The 19320-nt window shown below is 58.5% G+C and carries 14 protein-coding genes and 3 tRNA genes; 11 read left to right on the forward strand and 6 right to left on the reverse strand.

Annotated features, from left to right (window positions below; genetic code table 11):
• Positions 1–119: 119 nt before the first annotated feature.
• Together SIB38_RS11090 and SIB38_RS11095 are read right to left on the reverse strand one after the other, a co-directional pair.
• Positions 120–3140, reverse strand: coding sequence for a calcium-binding protein (locus tag SIB38_RS11090; RefSeq protein ID WP_412550149.1), 3021 nt, complete (start codon positions 3138–3140; stop codon positions 120–122).
• A 333-nt stretch (positions 3141–3473) separates the two neighbouring features.
• A complete protein-coding gene (locus tag SIB38_RS11095) occupies positions 3474–4475 on the reverse strand; it encodes a GlxA family transcriptional regulator (protein ID WP_294113701.1) in 1002 nt (333 codons plus the stop codon).
• A gap of 117 nt (positions 4476–4592) precedes the next feature.
• Here SIB38_RS11095 and SIB38_RS11100 point away from each other — a divergent pair.
• Positions 4593–4668: transfer RNA gene (locus SIB38_RS11100), tRNA-Val, on the forward strand.
• Positions 4669–4842: 174 nt separating this feature from the next.
• Here the strand turns inward: SIB38_RS11100 and SIB38_RS11105 are convergent.
• The gene (locus SIB38_RS11105; RefSeq protein WP_294113700.1) at positions 4843–5034 is read right to left on the reverse strand and encodes a hypothetical protein; all 192 of its coding nucleotides are present in this window, start codon (positions 5032–5034) and stop codon (positions 4843–4845) included.
• A gap of 236 nt (positions 5035–5270) precedes the next feature.
• Between SIB38_RS11105 and SIB38_RS11110 the strand changes: the two genes are divergently transcribed.
• Together SIB38_RS11110 and SIB38_RS11115 are read left to right on the forward strand one after the other, a co-directional pair.
• A tRNA-Asp gene (locus tag SIB38_RS11110) sits at positions 5271–5347 on the forward strand.
• A gap of 63 nt (positions 5348–5410) precedes the next feature.
• Positions 5411–5487 (forward strand) — tRNA-Asp (locus SIB38_RS11115).
• A gap of 127 nt (positions 5488–5614) precedes the next feature.
• On the opposite strand, the gene SIB38_RS11120 is transcribed toward SIB38_RS11115, so the two are convergent.
• Positions 5615–6988 carry a M20/M25/M40 family metallo-hydrolase gene (locus SIB38_RS11120; protein WP_412550150.1) on the reverse strand — a complete coding sequence of 458 codons (1374 nt, stop codon included), beginning with the start codon at positions 6986–6988 and terminating at the stop codon, positions 5615–5617.
• A gap of 216 nt (positions 6989–7204) precedes the next feature.
• Between SIB38_RS11120 and hemA the strand changes: the two genes are divergently transcribed.
• Together hemA and SIB38_RS11130 are read left to right on the forward strand one after the other, a co-directional pair.
• Entirely contained in the window at positions 7205–8428 is a 1224-nt protein-coding gene (gene hemA / locus SIB38_RS11125) for a 5-aminolevulinate synthase (protein WP_294113698.1), read from the forward strand.
• A 110-nt stretch (positions 8429–8538) separates the two neighbouring features.
• Positions 8539–9756: a helix-turn-helix domain-containing protein gene (locus SIB38_RS11130; RefSeq protein WP_294113696.1), complete on the forward strand. Its 1218-nt coding sequence runs from the start codon at positions 8539–8541 to the stop codon at positions 9754–9756.
• A gap of 205 nt (positions 9757–9961) precedes the next feature.
• Here the strand turns inward: SIB38_RS11130 and SIB38_RS11135 are convergent, their stop codons facing one another.
• Together SIB38_RS11135 and SIB38_RS11140 are read right to left on the reverse strand one after the other, a co-directional pair.
• Complete coding sequence (locus tag SIB38_RS11135; RefSeq protein WP_366010370.1) at positions 9962–10717, reverse strand: DsbA family protein; 756 nt, start codon at positions 10715–10717, stop codon at positions 9962–9964.
• 10 nt (positions 10718–10727) lie between these two features.
• Entirely contained in the window at positions 10728–12074 is a 1347-nt protein-coding gene (locus SIB38_RS11140) for a M48 family metalloprotease (RefSeq protein ID WP_412550151.1), read from the reverse strand.
• A gap of 41 nt (positions 12075–12115) precedes the next feature.
• On the opposite strand from SIB38_RS11140, the gene SIB38_RS11145 reads away from it, so the two are divergent.
• The 6 genes from SIB38_RS11145 to SIB38_RS11170 all read left to right on the forward strand — a co-directional run bounded on the left by SIB38_RS11145 (position 12116) and on the right by SIB38_RS11170 (position 19318).
• Positions 12116–13267, forward strand: a complete 1152-nt coding sequence (locus SIB38_RS11145; protein WP_294113692.1) for a pyridoxal phosphate-dependent aminotransferase — start codon at positions 12116–12118, stop codon at positions 13265–13267.
• A 150-nt stretch (positions 13268–13417) separates the two neighbouring features.
• Positions 13418–14647 (forward strand): N-acetylmuramoyl-L-alanine amidase, encoded by a 1230-nt coding sequence (locus SIB38_RS11150; RefSeq protein ID WP_294113690.1) that lies wholly within the window; start codon positions 13418–13420, stop codon positions 14645–14647.
• Positions 14648–14758: 111 nt separating this feature from the next.
• Positions 14759–15190: an NUDIX hydrolase gene (locus SIB38_RS11155; RefSeq protein WP_294113687.1), complete on the forward strand. Its 432-nt coding sequence runs from the start codon at positions 14759–14761 to the stop codon at positions 15188–15190.
• A gap of 93 nt (positions 15191–15283) precedes the next feature.
• On the forward strand, positions 15284–15928 hold the full coding sequence (locus tag SIB38_RS11160; protein ID WP_294113685.1) for a glutathione S-transferase family protein: 645 nt from the start codon (positions 15284–15286) through the stop codon (positions 15926–15928).
• Positions 15929–16309: 381 nt separating this feature from the next.
• Complete coding sequence (locus SIB38_RS11165) at positions 16310–16639, forward strand: hypothetical protein (protein ID WP_412550152.1); 330 nt, start codon at positions 16310–16312, stop codon at positions 16637–16639.
• Between the two features lie 123 nt (positions 16640–16762).
• The gene (locus tag SIB38_RS11170) at positions 16763–19318 is read left to right on the forward strand and encodes a penicillin-binding protein 1A (protein WP_294113681.1); all 2556 of its coding nucleotides are present in this window, start codon (positions 16763–16765) and stop codon (positions 19316–19318) included.
• The last annotated feature ends 2 nt before the right edge of the window (positions 19319–19320 follow it).

The following is a 19320-nucleotide window of genomic DNA, read 5'->3' on the forward strand; positions in this document are numbered from 1 at the left end:
GGCGCTCCCTTAAGTGGTTGAGCGCCCGTTTCTTTTTGTCATTTTGGAGGACGGTTGGCACTGGTTGGCCGCCAAAAGAAAAGGGCACCGCGCGGCTGCAGTGCCTTCTCTCGTTAGAGTTAGATCCAGTTGAAGTCCACGTCGTCCTGCAGGTCGGCGATTGTCATATCTCTGATGATCAGGGTCGTATTGCCAAAGTTCGAGAACACGACATCGTTGCCTTGCTGTGTGGCATAGGAAATGATGTCTTCATCCACCTGACCGCTGCTGTTGATTTCAAGCGTGTCCACGTCATCTTCGAAGTCTTCAATGACCGTGTGGCTTGCGGCGCCTCCTTCGAAGTCTTCCATTTTGAAATCGAAAGTATCGTAGCCGGAGCCGCCGGTCATTGCGTTGGTGCCAGCACCAACGGACAAGCGGTCGTCGCCATTGCCGCCAAACAACACATCGTCGCCAGCTCTGCCGGCCAGCAAGTCATCTCCGTCCCGGCCGTACAGGGTGTCGTTGCCCGCAAATCCATCAAGGTAGTTTCTCTCGGCGTTCCCGGCGAGTTGGTCGTGGCCGCCGTCTGAGCCGGAGATACCCTCGATGCTGACCAATGTGTCACCTTCTGCCCAACCGCCGGAGGCCGTGTTGGCAGCAAGGTCGATGACCACGCCGGACGCGCTGTTAGTGTAGTTGACCATGTCAAAGCCGCTCCCGCCATCATAGTGGTCGGTGCCGCCACCTGAGACGGCAAAATCGTCGCCATCGCCCAGGAACACCTGGTCGTTGCCGGTGCCGGAATAGACGGTGTCCCGACCGCGTCCGGCATGGACAAGGTCATCTCCGCCGTAGGTCTTGAGTCTATTGTGTGTCGCACTTCCGTAAATCGTGTCGCTGCCCGTCTCCGAGCCAGAGGCGTTTTCAAAGCCACTGATGATATGGCCATCCACTCCGGCGCCCATTACGCTATTGGTTTCCAGGTTGAGAGACACACCATTGGCATGATTGTAATAGCTGATGTAATCGTTGCCGTCTCCGCCGCGGTATGTGCCTGCGCCATCCCCGACCAGAACATAGTCGTTGCCGTCGCCGAGTAAGACTCGATCATCCCCGCCGCGGGCATAAACCTTGTCGTTGCCGCCGTAGGTCTTGATGGTGTTGGCTCCTGCCGTGCCGTAGATCACGTCATTGCCGGTTTTTGAGCCGGAGGCGCTTTCAAAGCCATGGATGCTATCATTCTCCGCCCAGCCACCGGACTCTCGACTGCTGTCCAAGTCTAACTCCACGCCACCGGTGCTGTGGTAATAGCTGATGTAGTCGTTGCCGTCTCCGCCGCGGTATGTGCCTGCGCCATCCCCGACCAGAACATAGTCGTTGCCGTCGCCGAGTAAGACTCGATCATCCCCGCCGCGGGCATAAACCTTGTCGTTGCCGCTGTAGGTCTTGATGGTGTTGGCGCCTGCCGTGCCGTAGATTCGGTCGTGGCCAGTTTTGGAGCCGGAAACGTTTTCAAAGCCGCTAATTGTGTCGTTTTCTGCCCAGCTGCCTGACACGTCATTGGTTTCCAAGTTGACGGTCACGCCGCGCCTACTTTTGTAATAGCTGATGTGGTCGCTGCCTTCACCGCCGTGGAATTCTTCGGCGCCACCGCCGACAAGCACATAGTCATCGCCAGCTCCTAGAAATACCTGATCATTGCCTTTTCCCGCGTAGGCTCGGTCATCGCCGCCATGGGTGCGGATTGTGTTGTCGGAGCTGGTGCCCCAGATGATGTCATTGCCGGTGTTGGAGCCGTCTGCGCTCTCGAATGTAAAAATCTCGTCGTTCGCAGCCCGTGATCCCGAGACCTCGTTGGTCTCGAGGTTAATTTTCACGCCAGTCGGGCTGTAGTAATAGCTGATGCGATCATGGCCCCCGCCGCCATGGAAGAGTTCGCGGCCACCGCCAGCAATCACGTAGTCGTCGCCCTCCATGAGGTACACGCTGTCGTCGCCTTTTCCAGAATGGACCGTGTCGTTGCCCTCTTGGGTGCGAAACAATTCGGCCTCGTCGGTTCCTAAAAACAGCTCATCGGTGTGGTTTCCCCAGACAGGTTTTTGTCCTTTGACCACAGCGAGCGACACGGTGTAGTCGCCAAACGCGGTGTAGTCAGGACCGCGGGTGAAGTAGTTGCCGGATCCTACTTCCAAAAAATAAGACGTGTCCGTTCGGAGCGTCCACTCATAGGTTATCTGTGTGGCCGTAGTGGTTTTTGTGGCTGACGCCTTTTCATCGTAAATATCTCTTAGTGACGTATAGAGACCCTCTTGAGAGGATGGTTCGGTAAGGTCGATGGTGACAGTGTATGTTGAGCCGGCGACTCCTGCGATTTCGAAGGCATCAACCTCATCAACAAAGGCGATATTGCTGTCGAGCGCGTCCCCGTCTTGCAGTTGTGTTGCTTTTGCATGCTCGTCGCTGTGATCGTCGGTGCCGATGCGCTCTACTGTGTAAGAATATGTGGCGCCGGCCGTTGCCCCCCTCACGGAAAACTCAACAGGTGTCTCGGAGCCGGCAACAAAAAGCAGCTCGCGATTTCCTTCTGAATCTGATCGCCAAGTTTCGGAGCTGTAGGGTTGATTGAGGTTAGCCCACAAGTCGGATGACGCGTCGTTTAGGGTGACTCTGTAAATGCCCGCCTCTTCAACGTTGATGCATACCGCGTCTGTGTCGTTTTTGTAGTCAACTGTTCCAGCGACCGTGTCGCCTGGACCAATGGCTCCATCCGATGGGATAGGCTTCTTGGGGAAGTCGTCGGCGATGACCTGAACACTTCCTGTGTAGTCGCCTTCATAAGTTTCGTCACCTTCGCTTTCGATATAGTGGTTGGAAACTTCGAGGAAGTATTGCCCCGAGACCGTTGGACGGAAGGTTAAGGCGGTGAAGGTGACATCGGATATCCAGTTAAGGTAGTTCCCGTTGCTGTCCAGAATTCCGAGCCTCAGGGCGGGGAAGGGGGCTTCTTCCAGTTCAAAATCAAATCGGTAGGTCTGCCCCGCGAGAAGATGAATGGAAAAGAAATCAACGTCTAAGTAATAGTCCAGAGTGCCGAAAAAATCGGTGCCCAGAGTCAGTTCGGTTGCGCCGGTAGTCGTGTTTGAATGATCATCTGGCATGGTCAAAACTCTAGTTTAGTTGCGCCGGCAAAACGTTGGAAATCAAATTGGCTTTGATCCACGGCGTTAAAAAAGAGGCCGGGCGGCTGTTGGTTCGCGGCCCGCTTTGAGTATTCTAAACTCGCCGTTCGTTAGCCCGGTGGCAGGCTTTAAGTTTATTTGCCAACGATGCTGGCCTTTTGCCGCTTTTGAAGTGTTCTCGGTGGTTTTGAAATAAGGATCTGAATGACTTTGGTGCCGTTAAAGGTGAACTAAAAAGTACTTGAAATCAATCAAAGGTGTAGGGGGCTGTTCATTGGGCAACAGGTTGCCGATGATCGCCCCGCGCGCCAGCTATCCGTGCCCTGCGGAGAACCGGTGAGGCGAGATGCCATAGGCCTCGCGGAAGCGTTTGGAGAAGTTTCCAGCGGATTCATAGCCGCATGCGATGGCCACATCGACAACAGGCATATCGGTCTCGGCCAGCAGTATGCGCGCGCGTTGCAGGCGCAGGTCTTGCAAGAAGCGTTTCGGGGTCGTGTTCAGGTGGGTTTTGAACAGGCGCTCCATCTGGCGGCGGGACACGCCGAGGCTGCGGGCGACTTGATCGAGGTCGATGGACTCTTCGAGGTTTTCCTCAAAGTGGGCGATGATCTTCACTAGCTTGTCGTTACGGTTGCCGATCACAGCAGCGGTTGAACTTTGCTGGCGGTCAGTTTCTGAGCGTTGGACCGTGTGCAGGCACATATTGAGCACTGCGCGGGCGAGGGGGGCACCGTGGCGGTCGTAGATTAGCTTCAGGAACAGATCCATCGCCGCGACGCCACCACCGCAGGTCATGATGCGGTCATCGATGGCGTAGAGCTGCTCGAGGGGATCCAGCGTCGGATATTGCTCACGGAAAGGCGTGATGTTTTCCCAATGCAGAGTGAAGTCCTTGCCTTCCAGAATGCCCGCCTTGGCCAAGGTAAACGCGCCGGTACAAAGCCCGCCGACCCGGCGGCCCATGCGCCATTGGTGGCGAATCCAATCGGCGACTTTGGGAGTGGCGGCGCGCTCAGGTTCTACGCCAGAGCAGACAAAGACACAGGCGCTGGCCGGGGTGTCCCCCAATGGGGCGTCGATACCGATCTCGATGCCGTTGGAGCAGCGCACGTTTTCGCCGGTCTCTGACATGGTGGTCCAAGTATAGAGAATCTGTCCTGTGAGCTGATTGGCGATGCGCAGGGTTTCCACCGCGGAGGTGAAGGCCAGCATCGACAGGTTCGGTTGCAGCGCAAAGACAATGGGATCAGGGGTCTCGACCACATCAACAGCGACGTGGGCAACGCCTTTTGGCACAATTGGATCGGGCATGGGGTGTTCGTTTCCCTTTTTTTGCGGCCACCCTATGAGGAAGTTGGACGAGACGCAAAGAAAGTTCAAAAAGGGGGCTTGCATGTCCCTGCGCCAAGGTCTAAATCCCCGCCTACCGGGTCGTTAGCTCAGTTGGTAGAGCGCTTCGTTTACACCGAAGATGTCGGGAGTTCGAGCCTCTCACGACCCACCATCTACCTCCTCTACCAGCGTTGAATATCCGCCTGCCTTAAGGGTGTTCAGTGCGTTTTCGCTTTCAAATTTCTTTCGTGCAATGTGTCTGCGTTTGTGACTGCTGAGGCGCTTGGCAGAATCAAAAAGGCGATCCCCGAAGGGACCGCCCGAAATTCCAGTCTGTGGCTGAAGTTTAGCCAGCAGTTGCCGGTGCGCAAACCAGAGCGCCGGTGTCTGTGGTCAGCAGGTCGTAGCCGGCCATGCAGCTTGCGTTGCCGCGCTTGTCAAAATCTGGCTGAGCGTAAACCGGAGTTGGCTCTTCTTGCTGAGAACACGCAGCAAGGGTGATACCGGCAACACACAGGGCAGCATAAAGTGGTTTCATCGGGTTATTCCTTCAAAAGCAATTGAATCGAGTAAGCGCATCTAATCACAAAAAATTCAGCGCGCAAAGCACTCTACGCGGGAGTCTGCCAAAGAAGAAACCCCTGTGGTTAAAGGTCCACAAATGGCTTCTGAAAATTTCTTCGATTTTCTCGCGGATATCCGCTTGACGCGCCCCAGCACTCGGCATAAACCACGCCACACGCTGAACGGCACACGCCAGACAGCAGGTAGTGAGCGGTTGTAGCTCAGTTGGTTAGAGTACCGGCCTGTCACGCCGGGGGTCGCGGGTTCGAGCCCCGTCAACCGCGCCACCACTACCAACCCAGGTCCTGGGCCCTTCGGGAATGGACATGCCGAAAGGCGAAGATATATGCGCGGTTGTAGCTCAGTTGGTTAGAGTACCGGCCTGTCACGCCGGGGGTCGCGGGTTCGAGCCCCGTCAACCGCGCCACTTCTTCCTCCCCTAAACAGAGACGATGAATTGGTTGCTGCGCAGTATATCTTTGCGCCTTTTGTTGGCCCCAACGAAAAACGCGCCCCGGGAGGCGCGTTTTGTGAGTCCGAGTGTTCTCAAATAGTTAGGCGGAAAGCGCGGCCAGGATCCGTGCCCAGGAGCGGGTGCCTTTGTGGAAACTCTCCACATTGTATTTCTCGTTTGGAGAGTGGATCTGATCGTCGTCACGGCCAAAGCCGATCAGCATCGAATCCATGTTCAGCATCTCTTTGAAGAAGCCTGCGATTGGGATGGAACCGCCGCAGCCAACATAGGCCGCTGGACGGGGCCACTCATCGCTGAGCGCGACGCGGGCCTTTTCAAAGGCCGGGTCCTCGATGGACATTTGCGAGGCGGTGGAGCCTTTTTCGGAGCGGTATTCAACCGTGAAGCCTTCCGGCAGGCGGCTTTCCAGATGGGCGCGGAAGCTGTCGCGGATTTTGTCCGGGTCTTGCTGTCCAACGAGGCGGAAGGACAGTTTGGCAGAGGCTTGAGAGGGCAGCACGGTTTTGAAACCGTCGCCGGTGTAGCCGCCCCAAATGCCGTTCACATCGCAAGTTGGGCGGGACCAGATTTGTTCCAGCGGGGTGCGGTCTTGCTCGCCGGCCGGGGATTTCAGGCCCACGTCGCCCAGGTAAGTGGCATGGTCGAAGTTCAGGCCTTGCCATTGGGCGCGGATGTCATCGGGCAGTTCCGGGACGTCATCATAGAAGCCGTCCAGCGTCACCGCACCGGTGTCGTCGTGAAGGTCAGCGAGGATGCCGCTCAGCACGCGGATTGGGTTCATGGCGATGCCGCCATACATGCCGGAATGCAGGTCGCGGCTGGGGCCGGTGATTGTGAAATCTTCGGCCAGCAGGCCGCGCAGCATGGTGGTGATCGCAGGCACGGCGCTTTCAAACAGGCCGGTATCGCAGATCAGGGCGATGTCGCAGCTCAGCTCCTCGGCGTTCTCTTTCAGGAACGGCACAAGGCTTGGGGAGCCGGATTCTTCCTCGCCTTCAAACAAGAAGGTGATTTTGCAGGCCAGGGCGCCGTGTTCGGCCTTCCAGGCGCGGCAAGCTTCGACAAAGGTCATCAACTGGCCTTTGTCATCAGAGGCGCCGCGGGCGCGGATCACCTGGCCGGCGTCGGTGTCTTCCAGCGCAGGATCAAACGGATCACGGTCCCAAAGCTCAAGCGGGTCGACCGGTTGCACATCATAGTGGCCGTAAAACAGCACATGTGGGCCGGGGCCGTCAATGTGACCTACGACCATCGGGTGGCCGGTGGTGGGGCGTTTTTGTGCATCCACACCAAGGCTTTGCAGGTCTTTGACCAACCAATCGGCAGCGGCATCGACATCTGCGTCAAACGCTGGGTCGGTGGAGATGGACTTGATGCGGAGCAGATCAAACAGGCGGTCAATCGCCTCCGGCATATTCTGATCGATGCGGGCGAGAACGGGGTCAAGCGTCATGGAAGCCTCCTTCAGGTGCGACGATTTGCGGGGACCGTATCACCGCAAATCCGACTGTCCAGACTCGCGCTTTCACTCTTTGATCGATATCAATGTGCGAAAGATGTATCATTTGGTAGCAATTGCGGAAAGCGCGACAGAAGACTACAAGAGCGCCAATGCCCTGATGGGTGTTGCGACGCCAGGTCGCCCAGACCGGTAAGAAGGAAAGCCACTGTGGATTACACTGCAAAGCTAGATAACGCACTCAATCGTTTGCACGAAGAGGGACGCTATCGCACGTTCATCGATATTGAACGGAAGCAGGGCCATTTCCCACATGCCACATGGACACGCCCGGATGGCGAAGAACAGCCCATAACAGTGTGGTGCGGCAACGACTACCTCGGCATGGGCCAGCACCCTGTTGTGCTGGACGCGATGCATGAAGCTGTGGATGCGACCGGCGCAGGCTCTGGTGGGACGCGCAATATCTCTGGCACAACCGTCTATCACAAGCGCCTGGAAGCCGAGATTGCCGACCTGCACGGCAAAGAATCAGCCCTGCTTTTTACCAGCGCCTACATCGCAAATGATGCAACTTTAAGTACTTTGCCAAAACTCTTCCCTGGATTGATCATCTATTCGGACGAGTTGAACCACGCTTCGATGATTGAAGGCGTGCGCCGCAATGGGGGCGCAAAACGCATTTTCAAACACAATGATGTGGCGCATCTGCGCGAGCTTTTAGAGGCGGATGATCCAGCTGCGCCAAAGCTGATTGCCTTTGAATCGGTCTACTCGATGGACGGCGATTTTGGCCCCATCGAAGCCATTTGTGATCTGGCCGATGAGTTTGGTGCCTTGACCTATATCGATGAGGTGCACGCGGTTGGCATGTATGGCCCGCGTGGTGGCGGTGTGACTGAGCGCGACACCCTTGCGCATCGTATCGACATCATCAACGGTACCCTCGCCAAAGCCTATGGCGTGATGGGGGGGTACATCGCGGCCTCTGAAAAAATGTGTGACGCCGTAAGGTCTTACGCGCCGGGCTTCATTTTCACGACGTCTTTGCCACCCGCTGTTGCAGCCGGTGCCGCGGCCTCTGTCGCGCACTTGAAAACCGACCAGGCGCTGCGTGAAAAACACCAGACTCAGGCGCAAATTCTGAAGCTGCGTCTGAAAGGTCTAGGTCTGCCCATCATCGATCACGGCAGCCATATCGTGCCTGTGATTGTCGGAAATCCTGTGCATACCAAAGTGCTGTCTGATCACCTGTTGGAAGACTACGGCATCTATGTGCAGCCGATCAATTTCCCGACTGTGCCACGCGGCACAGAGCGCCTCCGGTTCACGCCGTCGCCGGTGCATGGGCCGAAGGAAATTGATGCTCTTGTAGGTGCAATGGACGCCCTCTGGAGCCACTGTGCGCTGAATCGTGCCGATATGGCGGGGTAAAATGAACTCTTAGTGTAGTACCCCTTGTTTGTGTTATATTCATACCTAACAAGGGGATCGGTTCGAATCGGGGACTTTCAGAACCGGCAGTGCAATAAGAGGCCAGTGGGATGATCGGGCGCAGATTCAAGCGCGATACCGAAACGGTAGACGAAGGCCCGAAAGGGTACGACGATTTTGACGTGCAACTTGGCGACATGATGCGCGGCGAACGAGCGACTATGGGGAAGTCGCTGCTGGATGTGCAACGGGAGCTGCGAATCCGAGCGAGCTACATTGCAGCCATCGAAAACTGCGATCCCTCTGCTTTTGAAACGCCAGGATTTATTGCCGGGTATGTGCGCTCTTATGCACGATACCTGAATATGGATCCGGAAGTGGCGTTTGAGTTTTTCTGCGCCGAAAGTGGGTTTTCCACAGCACATGGGATGTCTGCGGAGGCCTCTGGCACCCGTAAGACGGAGACCATTGCGCCGGCGATGACGGGCAATGATCCGTTCTCCTCGTCCAACACGCCGTTCACACCGGTGCAGGAATCGCTGCTGTCGCGGGTAGAGATGCGGGCGGTTGGCTCCTCGTTGGTGCTGGTCGCGCTGATCGCCGGGATTGGCTATGGCGGCTGGTCGGTTCTCAATGAAATTCAACGGGTTACTCTGGCACCGGTGGAGCAATCTCCAGTGGTTCTGAGCGACTTGGATCCGCTGGATGGGGCCGGGCGTGCGCCTGTGGCCACAGATGCGGACGGGGCGAGCACAGAGGTGGCGACGGCCGGGGCAGGCGTGTTTGCGCCATCTGAGGCGTTGGATCGTTTGTATCGCCCACAGGCGCTGGATGTGCCGGTGTTGGTGGCGCGGGATGCGCCGATTTCGCAACTGAACCCCAACAACATCGGTGTGTTTACACCGGAGATCCCTGCGGCTGTGGCGATGGCTACGCCGGTTGAGGACAAACTGCCTGTGCCAAAGGTGGTTGAGGACGACGCGCCAGAGTTAGTGCTGATGGCGGTGCGGCCTGCGTGGGTGCGGGTGCGTGCAGCGGATGGCTCTGTTTTGTTTGAGAAAATTCTCGACGCAGGTGAGGAATATGTCCTGCCTGCGACGGAGGAGCCACCCACACTGCGCGCCGGTATGTCCGGTTCGGTGTACTTCAAGGTGAATGGTGAGCTTTACGGTCCGGCAGGCGAAGGCACCGGCACGGTGCGCAACCTCGCGCTGGCAACGGATTCGGTCAAGGAGAGCTTTGCGGTGGCGGATTTGAACGGTGATCCGGAACTGGCAAAGATCGTGGCTTTGGCGGCGGCGCAAAATGTGGTTGTCGCAGACGAGTGATCCAATTTCGCTCACGACTAAAAAATTAACGGCCCTCAGGGGCCGTTTTTTTACGTCGGTATTCTGTCGGTATCGCGGCTGTATTGCGGAGGTGCCAATTTTCGAAACGGCCTGATGAAGCCAGCGTGCGCTGCGCAACGGGCGCGGGACGCAAAACACCGCAACGGGGGCGCTGCGGTGTTAAGCTGTTTGGTTGGCGGAAGACTTAGCTGCGTTTGTCTTTTACAATCGCCTGCATGCCTTTGAGCGGCACGTAGCCGCGCACCATTTCGTCGTGGAAGACAAAGCTTGGCGTGCCGGTGATGTTCAGGTCACGGGCGAGGGCGCGGGTGGTGGCGATTTCTTTTTCCACGTCCGGCGCGTCCATGTGATCCAGGATCATGTCCGCGTCAAAGCCGAGACCCTTGGCCAGTTTGCGCAGGGATTTCTCGTTTACGTCGCCGCGCATTTTGATCAGCGTGTCGGCGGTTAGCTTGTAAGCTTCATCACCCACCTTTTGCTTCACCGCGATGGCAAAGCGGGAGCTGAGGTCGCTGGCTTCGCCGAGGATCGGGTATTCTTTTACGATGAAACGGATGTTGCCGTCTGATTTGATCAGCTCGGCCACTTCGTCATGGGCTTTGCGGCAGTAGCCGCAGCGGTAGTCGACAAACTCCACGATGGTGATGTCGCCTTCGAGATTGCCGCCGACATAGCTGTAGCCGTCGTCAAACAGGCGGTCGGCGTTGGCGGTCACCAGATCAAAGTCGGCGGTGGCTTGGGCGGCGGCGCTGCGCTCTTCCAGTACAGCGACGGCTTCCATGATGACTTCCGGGTTTTCCAGCAGGTAGGCGCGGACTTCGGCGCGGAAGGCTTCGCGTTCGGCATCCGACAGCTTGTCGATGTCAAAGGCCAGCGCAGGGGCGGCGGCCAAGGCGAGTGCCAGGGCGGAACTGGCCAGTTTGGTTTTCAAAGTGCTCATGGGATTTTCCTCATTTCTTGTCTTTGCGGCGCTTGGCAGCGCGGGCGATGTCGTCGGCCCGGTTAAATGCGCTGGAGCCTTGGGGAAGGCGGGCCATGGCGCGGCGGGCGTGGATTTCTGCGTCGTCCAGTCGGTTGGCGAGCGCGTAGCGTTCGGCGGCCAGAAGCGAGGCCATGCCGTGCTGGTTGGTTTGCGCGTAGGCGGAACCGAGGTCGCGCAGGACCCGTGCATCGCGGAAGTCTCGGGCGCGGGCGGCTTCGAGATATTGCAGAGCTTCTTTGGGGCGGTTCACGGTCAGAAGCGCGCGGCCAAGTCCGCCGAGGATTAAGGCATTGCCGGGGGCAAGCGCATCAGCCCTTTTATAGGCTGTGACGGCGTTTTGGAACTGGCGGCTTTCCAGGAGGATTTGCGCCTTAAGTTCGTAGTAATAGGCGTCGTCAGGGCGGGCGGCGAGGGCCTGGTCGATGTGGGAGAGCGCCTTGGCGGTATTCTGTTGCCGGTGGTAAGCCACGGCGAGGCGCATGTGGCGCACGTCTTCGGCTTTGCTTTCCTGATAGCGCGACAGGGTCCATTTGGTGGGGCGGATGAAGGCGGTGGTTTTGCCGCGCGCGCGGTCGTACCAGTAGTCGAGTTCCGGGTTGGGTTTGGCATTGCCCGCATAGGCCGCCACAAAGCCTTCGGCCGCGCGCAGGCGATCGCGAGTCAGCGGGTGGGTACGCATGTAGGGGTCTTGGCGGGACGCAGCGAGGAGCTCCTGGCCTTCAAACAGGCGGTGCACGTCCAGCGTGCCGGACGGGTCGATGCCGGCGCGGGCGAGGTAGCGGATGCCGGATTGGTCGGCGGAGGATTCTTCCGCACGGGTGTGGGCAAGGAACTGTCGCAGGGCAGAGCTTTGTGTGCCAAAGGCCAGGGCTGCGCCGACGTCGCCGCGTCCAGAGACCGCGGCGGCGGCCAGTCCTAGCGCGAGGCCAAGGCCGGCGGTGGTGCGGGCCGAATCGAGGTTGGCCATACGCCGCGCGATATGTCCGTTGGCGATATGGGCGGCTTCGTGGGCGATCACCGATTGCAGCATTTCCGGCGTGTTCATGCGCATGATCATGCCGGAGTTGATGAAGATGTGGCCGTGGTCGATGACAAAGGCGTTTAAGCGCTGGTCGTCGACCATCAGGATTTTGATATTGCCGCCCAGCCCTGCGGCATAAAGCACCGGGGCGGCCATGCGTTGGAGGGCATGTTCGATGTCAGGGTCACGCAGCAAAGACACGGCGTTGGCGGCGGTTGAGGAGATCACAAGCGCAAGCGCCGTCAACAGCGTGACGACGCGGGCGCGCAAAGCGGTGATTGACGGCGCCGTCATTTCGCGGTGAAACCTCATGAGCGACAATAGGAACGAATTTGATGCGGACTTCAAGGCGTGGGGCGGTTGATCCCTTTATTGTGATGGATGTGATGGAAGCGGCGCGCCAGGCTGAGGCGGATGGGCGCCACATCATCCATATGGAAGTGGGTCAGCCGGGCACGGCGGCGCCGGAAGGCGCGCGCAAGGCGCTGACCGAGGCGATGGCGGAAGACGCGATGGGCTACACGGTGGCTTTGGGCTTGCCAGCGCTGCGCGCACGGATCGCGCAGCTGTATGGCGAATGGTACAATGTGGACCTTGATCCGAGCCGGGTGATTGTCACGCCGGGCTCCTCGGGGGCATTTTTGCTGGCGTTTTCCGCGTTGTTTGATGCCGGTGAACGGGTGGCGATTGGCGCACCGGGTTATCCCAGCTATCGCCAGATTCTGAAGGCGCTGAGCCTGCAGCCGCTGGACGTGCAGACCGCGCCGGAAAACCGGTTGCAGCCGGTGCCGGATGATTTGGGCGCGTTGGATTTTGAAGGGCTGATGGTGGCCTCGCCTGCAAACCCAACGGGGACGATGCTCGATAATGCGGCGATGGGGGCGTTGATTGATCTGTGTCGTGAGAAAGACGCGGCCTTCATCAGCGACGAGATTTACCATGGCATTGAATATGAGGCGAAGGCGGTCACGGCGCTGGAACTCACCGATGAGTGTTATGTGATCAACAGTTTCTCCAAGTATTTCAGCATGACCGGTTGGCGTGTTGGCTGGATGGTTGTGCCCGACGATCACGTGCGCAAGATCGAGCGACTGGCGCAGAACATGTTCATTTGCGCGAGCCATGCCAGCCAGGTGGCAGCTTTGGCGGCGATGGATTGCCATGAGGAACTGGAAGCCAATATGGCGGTGTATCGCGCCAATCGGGCCTTGATGGCGGAGGGCTTGCCAAAAGCAGGGTTCACGCAGTTTGCACCACCGGATGGGGCGTTTTACTTCTACGTGGATGTGAGCGGCTTTACCCAAGATAGCCGAGTCTTTGCACGGGAGTTGTTGGAGGAAGCGGGGGTGGCCGCAACGCCGGGGTTGGATTTTGATCCGGTGCGCGGCCATCAGACTCTGCGGTTCTCCTATGCGCGCAGTACAGCGGACATCGAAGAAGGTCTGGCGCGGCTGAAGATGTTCATGGCCGCGCGTGGATTTGTCTAAGGCGTAAGAGTATCGGGGGCGTTGCCCCCGTCGCCATTTGGCGACTCCCCCAGGATATTTGCGGAATGAGAACACACGGCGTGGCGATGGGCGGCACGCTGTTGTACTGTGTCGCCAAAGAAGACGCGCAACAGCGGGCAAGGCGGCAGCATGAGCAGAGTGTTTTGGGCTTTTATTGTGATGGTTTGGGCCGGTGTGGTCTGCGCGCAAGAACAAGAGTTTTCGGCGCTGGCACGGTTGGATCGTGCAGAAAGCGGGCTGTCAGAGGGCTGGCGCGGAGCGGCGGAGCTGAAGTTGAGCTTGAGCCAAGGCGTGCCCTGGCGGGTGTTCACGCTGGATGAGCCGCGCCGGGTGGTGCTGGATTTCAAAGAGATTGATTGGGAAGACCTGACGGCCGACGAACTTGGCGCGGTGGACGGCGTGGAGGCGGTGCGGTTTGGCGCCTATAGGCCTGGATGGAGCCGGATGGTGCTTGATCTGGCGCGTCCCTTTGCGGTGGAAAGCGCGGGCATGGTGGTGGAAGAGGCCACTGGACGGGCGCGGCTGGAGCTGGTGTTGGCCCCAAGTGATACGTTGGCCTTTGCCAAAACGGCGGGCGCGCCACATGATCCGCGTTGGGATTTGCCGGTGCCAGCGGACACCGCGGCGATTGCGCGGGAAGCCAAGCCGGATTGGGCGCCGACGGTGGTAGTAATTGACCCAGGCCATGGCGGCATTGATCCGGGGGCCGAGCGGGACGGGGCGCAGGAGAAAGACCTGATGCTGTTATTTGCGCGGGAACTGCGGGATGTACTGCGCCGGGCTGGCGGGTTTGAGGTGGTGTTGACCCGTGATGAGGATGCCTTTGTGTCACTGGAAGGGCGGGTGGCGATTGCCCATCAGGCGCAGGCGGATGTGTTTTTGTCGTTGCACGCGGACAGTTTAAGCCAGGGCAATGCCAAGGGCGCGACGATTTACACGCTGTCTGAAGAGGCCAGCGATGCGGCCTCTGCCTTGTTGGCGGAGCGTCATGATCGGGCGGATATTCTGTCTGGCGTGGACCTGTCCGGCGCAGATGACGAGGTGACCGATGTGTTGCTCGATTTGGCGCGTCTGGAGACCCAGCCGCGTACGATGATGTTGGCGGAGACGCTGGTGGGGGAACTCAAGAAAACCACCGTAAGGTTGAATCGCAAACCACTGAGAACCGGTGGGTTTTCGGTTTTGAAGGCGGCGGATGTGCCATCGGTTCTGGTGGAGCTGGGCTTTATGTCGAGCCAGCAAGATCTGGCCAATTTGCAGGACGCGGGTTGGCGGGCAGCGATGGCGGCGGGGCTGCGCGACGGGTTGCTGGCCTGGGTGGTCGAAGACAAGGCGGCACGGGCTCTGGTGCGTCAGTAGAGCGTCGGCGGAGCGTTGCTGGTTTTGTCTTGGTGGCGGGAAACCGCTTTCCTTTGAGCGGCGAAGTTTGTCGAGTGGGCCGCAATTGGCAGGCACAGAGGGCGGACAGCAATGCAGGAGACAGACGGGTTTCACGGGGCCAAGCTGGCGCTTTTGAGAGGGGATCGCTTGGTGTCGATCCTGCGCGACAAGGATCCTGAGATTCCCTATCCGGATATGTGGGATTTGCCCGGTGGTGGGCGGGACGCGGATGAAAGCCCGGAAGCCTGTGTGTTGCGCGAACTCAAGGAAGAGTTGTCACTTACGTTGAGAGAAGCAGACCTGCGCTGGAAACGTCAGTATGTCTCCGATTTGGATGGAAAGAGTACAACCTGGTTCTTCGTTGCCGAGGTGCCGGAGCTGGACATCAACCGTATCCGGCTGGGTGCGGAAGGGCAGGCCTGGCGGATGTGGGACGTGGCGCGGTTTTTGCGGATGAGCAATGTGGTGCCCATGATGCGGGCGCGGCTGTCGGACTATCTCGCGGAGCGGGAGGTGGCCTAAGTCAATATTCGTCGGATCGTGGTGGCACATATAGGACATAAACTGTCACCTTAGTGCCTATCCCCTCATGGAGACAAATCATGAGGAAAGACAATGTCTGAGACCACCCCTGCAAACCTGACCCTGTATTTCGCCCCGCGCACCCGCTCTTTTGCGGCGCTTTGGCTGTTGGAGGAATTGGGCGAACCGTACCAGTTGGAAAGCTTTGATTTTGCCACTGGCCGTCACAAACAGGCGGATTATTTGGCGATGCACCCGATGGGGAAAGTGCCGTTGGTGGTGGATGGGGAAACGCCTGTGCCAGAGATCGGCGCGATGGCGATTTATCTGGCGGATCTCTATGCGGCGGCGGGTTTGGCGCCTGCGGTGACGGACGCTAAGCGGGCCGAGTACCTCCGCTGGATGTTCTTTGCCAGTGCGATTATGGAGCCGGCCTATGCTCAGAAGCTGTTTGAGTGGGAAGTGTCGCCGTCGACTGTGGCCTGGGGCTCGTTTGAGCAGATGATGGAGGTACTGGCGGATGGATTGGCCGAGGGGCCTTGGCTGTTGGGCGAGACGTTCACTGCAGCGGATGTGGCTCTTGGAAACAACCTTGTCTTTGGGCAGATGATTGGCTTGATCCCACAAGACGGGCCCATTGGCGAGTATCTGGCTCGCCTGAAAACGCGCGCGGCCTTTCAAAGGGCTGAGGCGATTGAGCTGCGGGAGGGGGAGCGATTCCCGGTGGCTGCGGAGTAGATCAAACGACCAAACAGTTTGAAGGTTGGGCGGCACCGTGTGTGTCGCCCTTACTTTGTTAGGGAACTGGGGACCGGCTCGCCTTTTAGGTGATCGTTTCTTCGCCCTGTGCATATTGAAGTTGCCGTTTGCCAAAAGGAGGCGCTAAACATCGGTTTGACTGGTGAAGCCACGGCTGGCCGTCACCAAATGGCAATTCACGAGGCGCTCCCTGTGACCCTATTTTCCAGAACGACGTCAATTCTCACGTTTTGCGTAGCAACGCTGACAGTGGGGGCAGGGGCCGGGCATGCCGGCTCAAAATGCACCGATCGCGGCAACCAATGCACCCGGGTCATCGGGTGCATTCTGGGGGCGCCAAATGAGCTGTTTTTCGGCGAAGTGCATGGCATTGAAAATGGTCGGATCGCGGCGCAGACCAATCTAGGAGTCACCTGCCGCGGGACGTTTAAGCGGACGGTGTTTGGGGCGGCGAAGGCCAATGTGAGCTGCGATGACGGGCGCACGGGACGTGCCCGCTTTGCCTATTACCACAAACACACTGGGACCGGGCGCGGCAAAGGAAAGATGTCGGACGGGGAGGAGGTCGTTTTCTGGGCCGGAGACAAATTGCCGAGCTATTTTTTGAACCTGCAAGAGAGCCGGTTTGATGCGCTAATCCTATGTGCCAAGGCGGCGCTGGAGCATTCCGGTGACCTGAACGTGAAGTAACTCTTGTGGGGTGGGTCCGGCAAAACCACGCCCACCCATAACAATCGCAGCAAGGTGTTTTGACCCCGCTATCGCCCCCCTATATAGAGGGGCCTTGAGACGCGACTTCAGAAGGCCTCCAGCGTGATACGATTCATCCTCTCGTTCTTCGGGACCATTTTTACGTTTGTGACCATGGGGATTGCCGTGGTGGCGCTCTCTATTGGGGCGGTGTTCTGGATTTATGGGCAGGAGCTGCCCAGCCATGAGAGCTTGGCGCAGTATAAGCCGCCGACGATCAGCCGGATTTATTCCGGTGAGGGGCATATTATTGATGAATTTGCCAAAGAGCGCCGTCTGTTTGTGCCAGCCGATGAGATTCCGGAGCTGGTGAAAGAGGCGTTTATCTCGGCGGAAGACAAAAACTTCTATACGCACTCCGGTTATGACGCACGTGGTATCGCGGCGGCAGCTGTGGAGGCGGTGCAGTCGCGGGGCTCCAACGTGCGCGGGGCGTCGACGATCACGCAGCAGGTGATGAAAAACTTCCTGCTCTCCGGTGACCGGAAAATTGAACGTAAAATCAAAGAGATCATCCTGGCGACACGGGTGGAGGATACGCTGTCCAAGGATCAGATCCTTGAGCTGTACATGAACGAGATTTTCCTCGGTCAAAACTCCTATGGGGTCGCGGCGGCGGCGCAGACCTATTTCAACAAGACTTTGGAAGAGCTGGCACCGCATGAGGCGGCGACGCTGGCGTCGATGCCAAAAGCGCCGGGCAAGTTCCACCCGGTGCGTAACATGGATCGGGTTCTGGCACGGCGGAACTTTGTGCTCAAGGAAATGGCCGAGAATGGCGTGATTACGCAGGCGGTTTATGAGAGCGAGCGTGAGCTGCCGCTGAAGTCGGTGCAGAACGGCGATTATGAGAGCTACAAGACCGAGCGTCCGCCGCGGGATTACTTCACCGATGAAATTCGGCGCCAGCTGAGCCGTGATTTTGGCGAAGACGAGTTCTTCTCCGGCGGCATGGCGGTGCGGTCCACAGAAGATCCGGAAATGCAGGATGTGGCGGCAAAGGCGTTGCGTCGGGCACTTGAGAAATATGACCGTTCGCGCGGTGTGTGGCGTGGCACGGGTGAGGTGTTGCCAGACGAGGTGCTTGGCGACGAGGCGGCCTGGCGTGAGGCGCTGAGTGCGGTTGAAATCCCGCGCGATGTGGATCTGGAAGGCCAGTGGCATCCGGCGGTGGTGCTGGAAGTGGGCAGCAACGATGCGCGCGTTGGCATTGAAGGTGTCGATGAGGACGATGACGGCCATTGGATTCCAGCCAAGGACGCGCAGTGGGCGCGTAAGCGGTTGGAAGACGGCACTTTGGCGCGCAAGGCCAAGGTGGCGGGCGATCTAGTCTCCAAAGGCGACGTGGTGCTGGTGCGGGCGATGACCAAGGACAGAGACGGTAGCTTTATCCGCTGGTCGCTGCGGCAGGTGCCGGAGGTGCAGGGCGGCTTTATGGCCATGGACGTCAACAACGGCCGTGTGATCGCCATGCAGGGGGGCTTCAGCTATCAAGACACGGTGTTCAACCGGGCGACACAGGCGAAGCGTCAGCCGGGTTCCAGCTTTAAGCCGTTTGTCTATGCTTCGGCGCTGGACAGTGGCTATTCCCCGGCGACGATCGTGATTGACGCGCCAATTGAAATCAACACGCCCCAAGGTGTGTGGCGTCCTAAGAACTCGACCAACAAATTTTACGGCCCAACGCCGCTCAGGACCGGTATTGAGATGAGCCGGAACCTGATGACCATTCGTCTGGCGCAGGAAGTTGGGATGGAGACCGTGGCGCGCTATGCAGAGCGTTTTGGCGTCTATGACAACATGGGCGCGTTTTTGGCCAACTCTCTGGGTGCGGATGAGACCACGCTCTATCAGATGGTCGCGGCCTATGCGATGTTCGCCAACGGTGGTGAGCGTGTGGAGCCGACCTTGGTCGACCGCGTGCAGGACCGTTATGGTAAGACGATTTACCGCCACGATCAGCGAGAATGTACTGATTGTCTGGACCCAAGTGTGCCAGAGAGCCGGGGGCCACGTATTGTGACCAACCGTGAGCGGGTGATGGATGCGATCACCGCCTATCAGCTGACTTCGATGATGGAAGGGGTTGTGAGCCGGGGGACCGCGTCGAGCCAGATCAACCTGCCGGTGCCTGTCGCAGGCAAGACCGGGACCACCAACGAAGCCAAAGACGTGTGGTTTGTGGGTTTCACCAGCAACATTGTGGCGGGGTGCTACATTGGTCACGACCGGCCGCGCCCTTTGGGGGCGGGCACCTATGGTGGTACGACATGCGGACCGGTGTTCCAGGAGTTCATGAAAGAGGCGATCAAGAAATACGGTGGCGGGAAATTCCGCGTACCGCCGGGTGGCCACTTTATCAAGATCGACCGTTATACCGGTGCACGTTTGGACAATGATGCCAGCGGCGCCAGTGTGGTGGCGGAGTACTTCCGAGACGGTGAGGAGCCAATCTTTGGTATCGCCTATGACGGTGGCTTTGCCATGGGCAGCAACTTGCCGCTGGTGGAAGAAGTGGCCTCGTCGCGTGGCCGTCAGGTGACCACCTCGTCCGGCGGCACCGGGGTTGTGGGGCCAAAGGCGGACTTTGGCACGGTCAGCTCTGGTGGGTTGTACTAAGC

This window comes from Shimia sp. MIT910701 (assembly GCF_047126315.1).
Taxonomy (GTDB): Bacteria; Pseudomonadota; Alphaproteobacteria; order Rhodobacterales; family Rhodobacteraceae; genus Shimia.